Here is a 6,101-nt window from a genome sequence, read left to right as displayed (position 1 = left end):
GGCTTCACCAACCGCAACCGGGTCGAGTACCAGGTCGTCAACGTCGGCGATCTCGCGCTGCTGTTCCCGCAGGGCGGCACCGTGGGCGTCGAGGACCTCGTCGCCAAGGGTGCGGTCCGCAAGAACGAATTGGTCAAGATCCTGGGCGACGGCGAGCTGTCGGTCGCGTTGACGATCACCGCCAACAAGTTCACGGCTTCTGCCAAGGAGAAGATCGCGGCTGCCGGCGGCACCGCAAACGAGCTCTGACATATCGGATCCCCGGCGGGTGTGCGCGATGCCGCCCGCCGGGGTTCGGTTCTTCACGCTGTTAGAGTTCAAGAGTTGTCTGCGCCCAAGATTTTGGCGGACAGGCGTTATCAGTGACCATCAGTCGGCAACGGTGACACGTCGCGGCTGGCCAGATGCGTGCCGCGAGTCGGCTGCGCCCAGGAGGATTAGTGAATTCCGCTCTAGTCTCGGTCTTCCGGACCCCGGACCTGCGACGGAAGATTCTGTTCGTCCTCGGTCTGATCATCCTGTACCGGATCGGTGCGACCCTCCCGTCGCCGGGCGTCAACTACAAGGCCGTGCATACGTGCATGAACACGATCAACAGTGGTTCCAGTGCGGACATCTACTCGTTGATCAACATGTTCTCCGGCGGCGCGCTGCTGCAGCTGTCGGTGTTCGCGATCGGGATCATGCCGTACATCACGGCGAGCATCATCGTGCAGCTGCTGACGGTGGTCATCCCGCGCTTCGAACAGCTTCGTAAAGAGGGTCAGGCCGGCCAGGCCAAGATGACGCAGTACACCCGCTACCTCACGGTGGCGCTGGCGCTGCTGCAGTCGACCGGTGTGGTCGCCCTCGCCGACCGCGGCACCCTGCTGCCGTCCGAGTGCACCGACCCGGTGCTGAGCGACCAGGGCATCTTCGCGCTGTTCATCATCGTGATGACGATGACCGCCGGTGCCTGCATCGTCATGTGGTTCGGCGAGCTCATCACCGAGCGCGGCATCGGCAACGGCATGTCGCTGCTGATCTTCGCCGGCATCGCGGCCCGTCTCCCGGCCGAGGGTCACCAGATCCTGCAGACCCGCGGCGGCCTGGTGTTCTTCCTGATCTGTGTGGCGGCATTGGTGATCGTCGCCGGCGTGGTGTTCATCGAGCAAGGCCAGCGCCGGATCCCGGTGCAGTACGCCAAACGCATGGTGGGCCGCAAGATGTACGGCGGCTCATCCACCTACTTGCCACTGAAGGTCAACCAGGCCGGCGTCATCCCGGTCATCTTCGCGTCGTCGCTGCTGTATCTGCCGACGCTGATCCTGCAGCTGACACGGCCGTCGGACGGTAGTGCCCTCAGCGGTTGGCAGAACTTCATCCAGAAGCATCTGACCCAGCCGGGCAGCTCGACCTACATCGTCGTGTACTTCGCGCTGATCATCTTCTTCACGTTCTTCTACGTCGCGGTGACGTTCAACCCCGAAGAGCGCGCCGATGAGATGAAGCAGTACGGCGGGTTCATCCCGGGCATCCGCCCCGGTAAGCCGACCGCCGACTACCTGGCCTACGTGCTCAACCGAATCACCCTGCCGGGCTCGATCTACCTGGGCATCATCGCGGTGCTTCCCAACCTGTTCCTGGATATCGGCAACAGCGGCGGCGTGCAGAACATGCCGTTCGGCGGCACGGCCGTGCTGATCATGGTGGGCGTCGGCCTCGACACGGTGAAGCAGATCAACAGCCAGCTGATGCAACGCAAGTATGAGGGGTTCCTGAAGTGAGACTGGTGTTGTTGGGCCCGCCCGGTGCGGGCAAGGGGACGCAGGCCGAGCTGTTGCGCGACGCCCTCGGCATCCCGCACGTGTCGACCGGAGATCTGTTCCGACAGAACATCGGCGAGGGCACCGAGCTGGGGCTCGAGGCGAAGAAGTACATGGACGCCGGCGATCTGGTGCCGTCCGAGGTGACCGTCAACATGGTCCGCTCGCGACTGGCCGAGCCCGACGCCGTGAACGGGTTCATCCTCGACGGCTTCCCGCGGACGACCGATCAGGCCGACTCGCTGGAGAAGATCCTCGCCGAGGAGCAGCAGACCCTGAACGCCGTCGTGTCGCTCGAGGTCGATGAGGACGTCGTGGTCAAGCGCATGCTGGCCCGTGGTCGCGCCGACGACACCGAAGATGTCATCCGCAATCGCATGCAGGTGTACCTCGCCGAGACCGCGCCGCTGATCGCCTACTACGGCGATCGCATCCGCACCGTCGACGCCATCGGCGACATCGACGAGGTGCATCAGCGGATCCTGCGCGCCGTCAGCGCCTGACCGTTCGACATTCGAGAAGGCCCGCAGCACATGGGATTCCGCAAACCCAAAGTCGTTCCGTTCCGCTCGGCGGGCGAACTTGACGCGATGGCCGAGGCCGGCGCCGTGGTCGGCCGGGCTCTCGTGGCCGTCCGCGACGCCGCGAAAGTCGGTGTGAGCACGCTGGAACTCGACGCGATCGCCGAGTCGGTGATTCGTGGCGCGGGCGCTGTGCCGTCGTTCAAGGGCTACCACGGGTTCCCGGGATCGATCTGCAGCTCCGTCAATGATGTTGTGGTGCATGGTATTCCGGCTGCAGATGTGATTCTTGCCGAGGGTGACCTGGTATCGATCGACTGCGGTGCCATCCTCGACGGTTGGCATGGCGACTCGGCATGGACGTTCGCGGTGGGGGAGATCTCCGGCGATGACCAGGCGCTGAACGAGGCGACCCGGCTGTCGATGGAAGCCGGCATCGCGGCGATGATCCCCGGCAATCGGCTGACCGACGTCTCGCACGCGATCGAGCAGGGCACGCACGCCGCGGAAGCCAAGTTCAGCCGTTCATTCGGGATCGTCGCCGGCTATGGCGGCCACGGCATCGGCCGGGAGATGCATCTGGACCCGTTCCTGCCCAACGAGGGCAAACCCGGTCGTGGCCCGCAGCTCGTGGTTGGCAGCACCCTGGCGATCGAGCCGATGCTGACGCTCGGCACCGTCGACACCACCGTCCTCGAGGACGAATGGACTGTCGTCACCGACGACGGTTCGCGGTCGTCGCACTGGGAGCACACGGTCGCCGTCACCGAAGACGGCCCCCGCATCCTCACCGTCCGACCCTCGTAGTCAGTCCGGCAGTACCGCGCGGCCCAGCCAGCGACAGGCGATCAGGGCGAGCTCCAGATTGAATCGATCGTCGTCGAGCGGGCGACCCCGGAGCTCGATTGCGCGGTCGACCCGATATTTCACCGTGTTGCGATGGACGTGCAAGAGCTCGCCCGCCGCCTGGTAGCTGCCGCCCTGGCCGAGAAACACCAGCAGCGTGTCCCGTAGCCGTTCGGCCGCGTCGTTGTCGGTCGCCAACTGTCCCAATGCCTGTGACACGAGGTCGCGTGCGGACGCGATATCGCCGGCGAGCAGGGCGGCGGCGCGGACGCCGGGCTCGTCGTAGGAGGTCACGATCGCTGCGCGCTCGCCCGCGATCGTCGCCACGGTCTGCGCTCGTGCCGCCTCGAGGTGGGTGGATCGAAATCCCGACACGGCCGAGCCGACTCCGCCCAGGGCGACCCGGACGGAGCTGCCGCCGAGTGCCACCTGACGTTGCACGCCGGTGATGTCGACCTCGATGGTGCCGTGGCCGAGCGGAATCCAGGCCCAGCCCAACGACCGGTCCTGCGGAATGAACAGCGCCGGCCCGGCCCCGCCCACCGCGTCGCCGATCGCCGATGCCACCGCCTCGAGGCTGCGCAACGCGGTGGTCGTGCTGCCGTGGTCGTCATCCCAGAGCAGGACGCCGAGGTGGTTCTGCCGGAGCCGATAGCCCAGCGCGTTCTCGGCGACGGCGAGGTCGATGCGCTGGTCGCCGTCGAGCAGGGAGGCGAGCATCGCCGCGCGGACGGTGTTGCGGTTGGCCAACCAGCTCTCCCGCTCGGATTCGTATACGGCGACCACCTTTTCGGATACCTGGTCGATATACGAGAACGCCAGGTTGTGCAGCAATTGCGCGGCGGCGTACGCCACCGCGGGGTCGGACTCCTGGCGCGCGATCTCGGTGAAGGCGAGATCGACCACGCGGCGCTGTCCCAGCCGGTAGGCGCGCACCAGCGCGTTCGACGAGGTCCCGCGCTGGGCCAGCCGTTGCGCGTAGGCGACTGCGGCGGGCGGCGGCTCGATCCCTTTCATGGGAATGGCGTGCTGGATGAGGTGCAGCAGCGTCTCGACGTTGCTCTCTGCACTCGCCCGCAGTAGCTCGACGATCATCGCGTCGCCGCGCAACTCGGGGATCGACTCGATGAATTCGACGTGCAAGTCGGTCGCCAGCTGAGTGAGTCGGCTGCCCATTGTGCGACAGACCTCAGCGGTCCGTCGGTTGGCGCGGGCGTTGATGTCCGAGCTGTCTCGGGCCTCTGATTCCACCGGTCCATCTCCCACGGTCAATTGTGCACTGAGCCCTGACTTGCGTTGTGGGTTCATGGTCGCACCACAAACAAGCTGGTAACTCGGGTTCCGGCGAACAAAGTCCCGCAGAGCTTTGTGCGCTCAGCACAGTGTGCTCGGTCACAGTGCTGCCTACGGTTGCCGTACTCCATCACCCGACCGAAGGCTTCGAATGTCCCTCTCTTATCTTCCGTGGCACCGCCCGACCGAATGGGGCGCCCGTCCGTGTCTGCGCGACGATCGCGAAGAACTCACGTACGACCAGTTCGCCGCGCGCGTGGCCGCCGCCGCGGAACAGTTCGCGGAGCTCGGCATCGAGCGCGGCAGTGTCGTCGCGATCATGCTGCCCAATCGGATCGAGCTGCTCACCGCGATCGTCGCGGCCTGGCGCCTCGGTGCGGCGGCCACACCGATCAATCCGATGTTCACCGAGGCCGAGGCGGCCTACCAGATCGAGGACGCCGACGCGGCGCTCGTGATCGTGGCGGACGGGGCGGTCGCCACCGCGGGTAGGCCACGATTGGTCGTCGACGACATCCGGATTGCCCCGGACGGAGTACCGCCGGCCCCGGTCGAGGCGAGCGACGTCGCGCTGCTCATCTATACGAGCGGATCCACCGGCAAGCCGAAGGGCGTGATCCTCACCCAGAGCAACATCACCGCGATGACCTCGATGCTGGACGGCGCACTGCATCTGAATGCGGATGATCACTGCCTGCTTGTTCTCCCGCTATTCCATATGAACGCCATCTGCGTCAGCTTTCTGGCGACGATGCGCGGCGGTGGTCAGCTGTCGATCCTGGAGCGCTACCACCCGACGGAGTTCCTCCGCGCGGTGCAGACGTTGCGGCCGACCTACTTCTCGGCGGTGCCGACGATCTATTCGCATCTGCTGTCGTTGCCGCCCGAGACCGTCGCCGATACGTCATCGATCCGATTCGCCATCTGCGGCGCCGCGCCCGCGTCCGAGGAACTGCTGCGCGGGGTTGAGGAACGGTTCGGCTTCCCGCTGCTCGAAGGCTACGGGCTCACCGAATGCACCTGTGTGGCAACGGCGAACCCGCTCGATGGGCCGCGCAAAGTCGGCACCGTCGGAATCGCGCTGCCTGGCCAGACGATCGGAATCATGACGCCCGACGGCTCCCTGGCGCCCGCGGGGGAGCGCGGCGAGATCGTCATCAGAGGCGACAACGTCATGCAGGGCTACCTGGGCCGTCCTGAGGCCACCGCCGAAACCTTGCGCGGCGGGTGGCTGCACACCGGCGACGTGGGAATCCTCGACGAGGACGGATATCTGCGCATCGTCGACCGCATCAAGGACATGATCATCCGCGGCGGCGAGAACATCTATCCGAAAGAGATCGAAGCCGTTCTGGCACATCACCCCGCGGTCATGGATGTGGCGGTGGTCGGGCAGCCGCATCCGACGTATGGCGAGGTGCCCGTCGCCTATGTCGCCCGGCACCCGCAGCGGTCGGTGACCGTCGAGGACCTCCGAGCGGCCTGCGCGGAACTTCTCACCAAGGTCAAGGTCCCCGCCGAGATCACGATTCTCGACGCGTTGCCGAAGAACCCCGTCGGCAAGATCGATAAGCCGTCCTTGCGTCGGCTGGCGGCTTCTACAACCACCACTTCCTCTCTCACACAAGGAATCTGA

General features: G+C 65.8%; 6 protein-coding genes. 5 read left to right on the top strand and 1 reads right to left on the bottom strand.

The window, feature by feature from the left end:
- The 4 genes from G341_RS0120405 to map all read left to right on the top strand — a co-directional run.
- Nucleotides 1-249: uL15m family ribosomal protein (locus G341_RS0120405; protein ID WP_018181038.1), on the top strand; the 249-nt coding region annotated here is incomplete at its 5' end.
- Nucleotides 250-440: 191 nt separating this feature from the next.
- Nucleotides 441-1,766, top strand: a complete 1,326-nt coding sequence (gene secY / locus G341_RS0120400) for a preprotein translocase subunit SecY (RefSeq protein WP_018181037.1) — start codon at nucleotides 441-443, stop codon at nucleotides 1,764-1,766.
- On the top strand, nucleotides 1,763-2,308 hold the full coding sequence (locus G341_RS0120395; RefSeq protein WP_018181036.1) for an adenylate kinase: 546 nt from the start codon (nucleotides 1,763-1,765) through the stop codon (nucleotides 2,306-2,308). Before secY ends, G341_RS0120395 begins: the two co-directional genes overlap by 4 nt.
- A 30-nt stretch (nucleotides 2,309-2,338) precedes the next feature.
- Nucleotides 2,339-3,133 (top strand): type I methionyl aminopeptidase, encoded by a 795-nt coding sequence (map, locus tag G341_RS0120390; RefSeq protein WP_018181035.1) that lies wholly within the window; start codon nucleotides 2,339-2,341, stop codon nucleotides 3,131-3,133.
- On the opposite strand, the gene G341_RS0120385 is transcribed toward map, so the two are convergent.
- The gene (locus G341_RS0120385) at nucleotides 3,134-4,423 is read right to left on the bottom strand and encodes a PucR family transcriptional regulator (protein ID WP_222836614.1); all 1,290 of its coding nucleotides are present in this window, start codon (nucleotides 4,421-4,423) and stop codon (nucleotides 3,134-3,136) included. It abuts the gene before it with no gap.
- 193 nt (nucleotides 4,424-4,616) lie between these two features.
- Between G341_RS0120385 and G341_RS0120380 the strand changes: the two genes are divergently transcribed.
- A complete protein-coding gene (locus G341_RS0120380) occupies nucleotides 4,617-6,101 on the top strand; it encodes a class I adenylate-forming enzyme family protein (RefSeq protein WP_018181033.1) in 1,485 nt (494 codons plus the stop codon).

This window comes from Jongsikchunia kroppenstedtii DSM 45133, from assembly GCF_000380485.1.
Classification (GTDB): Bacteria; Actinomycetota; Actinomycetes; order Mycobacteriales; family Mycobacteriaceae; genus Jongsikchunia; species Jongsikchunia kroppenstedtii.
The sequence above is the reverse complement of the archived record's forward strand: the minus strand, read 5'-3'. Positions and strand labels throughout refer to the sequence as shown.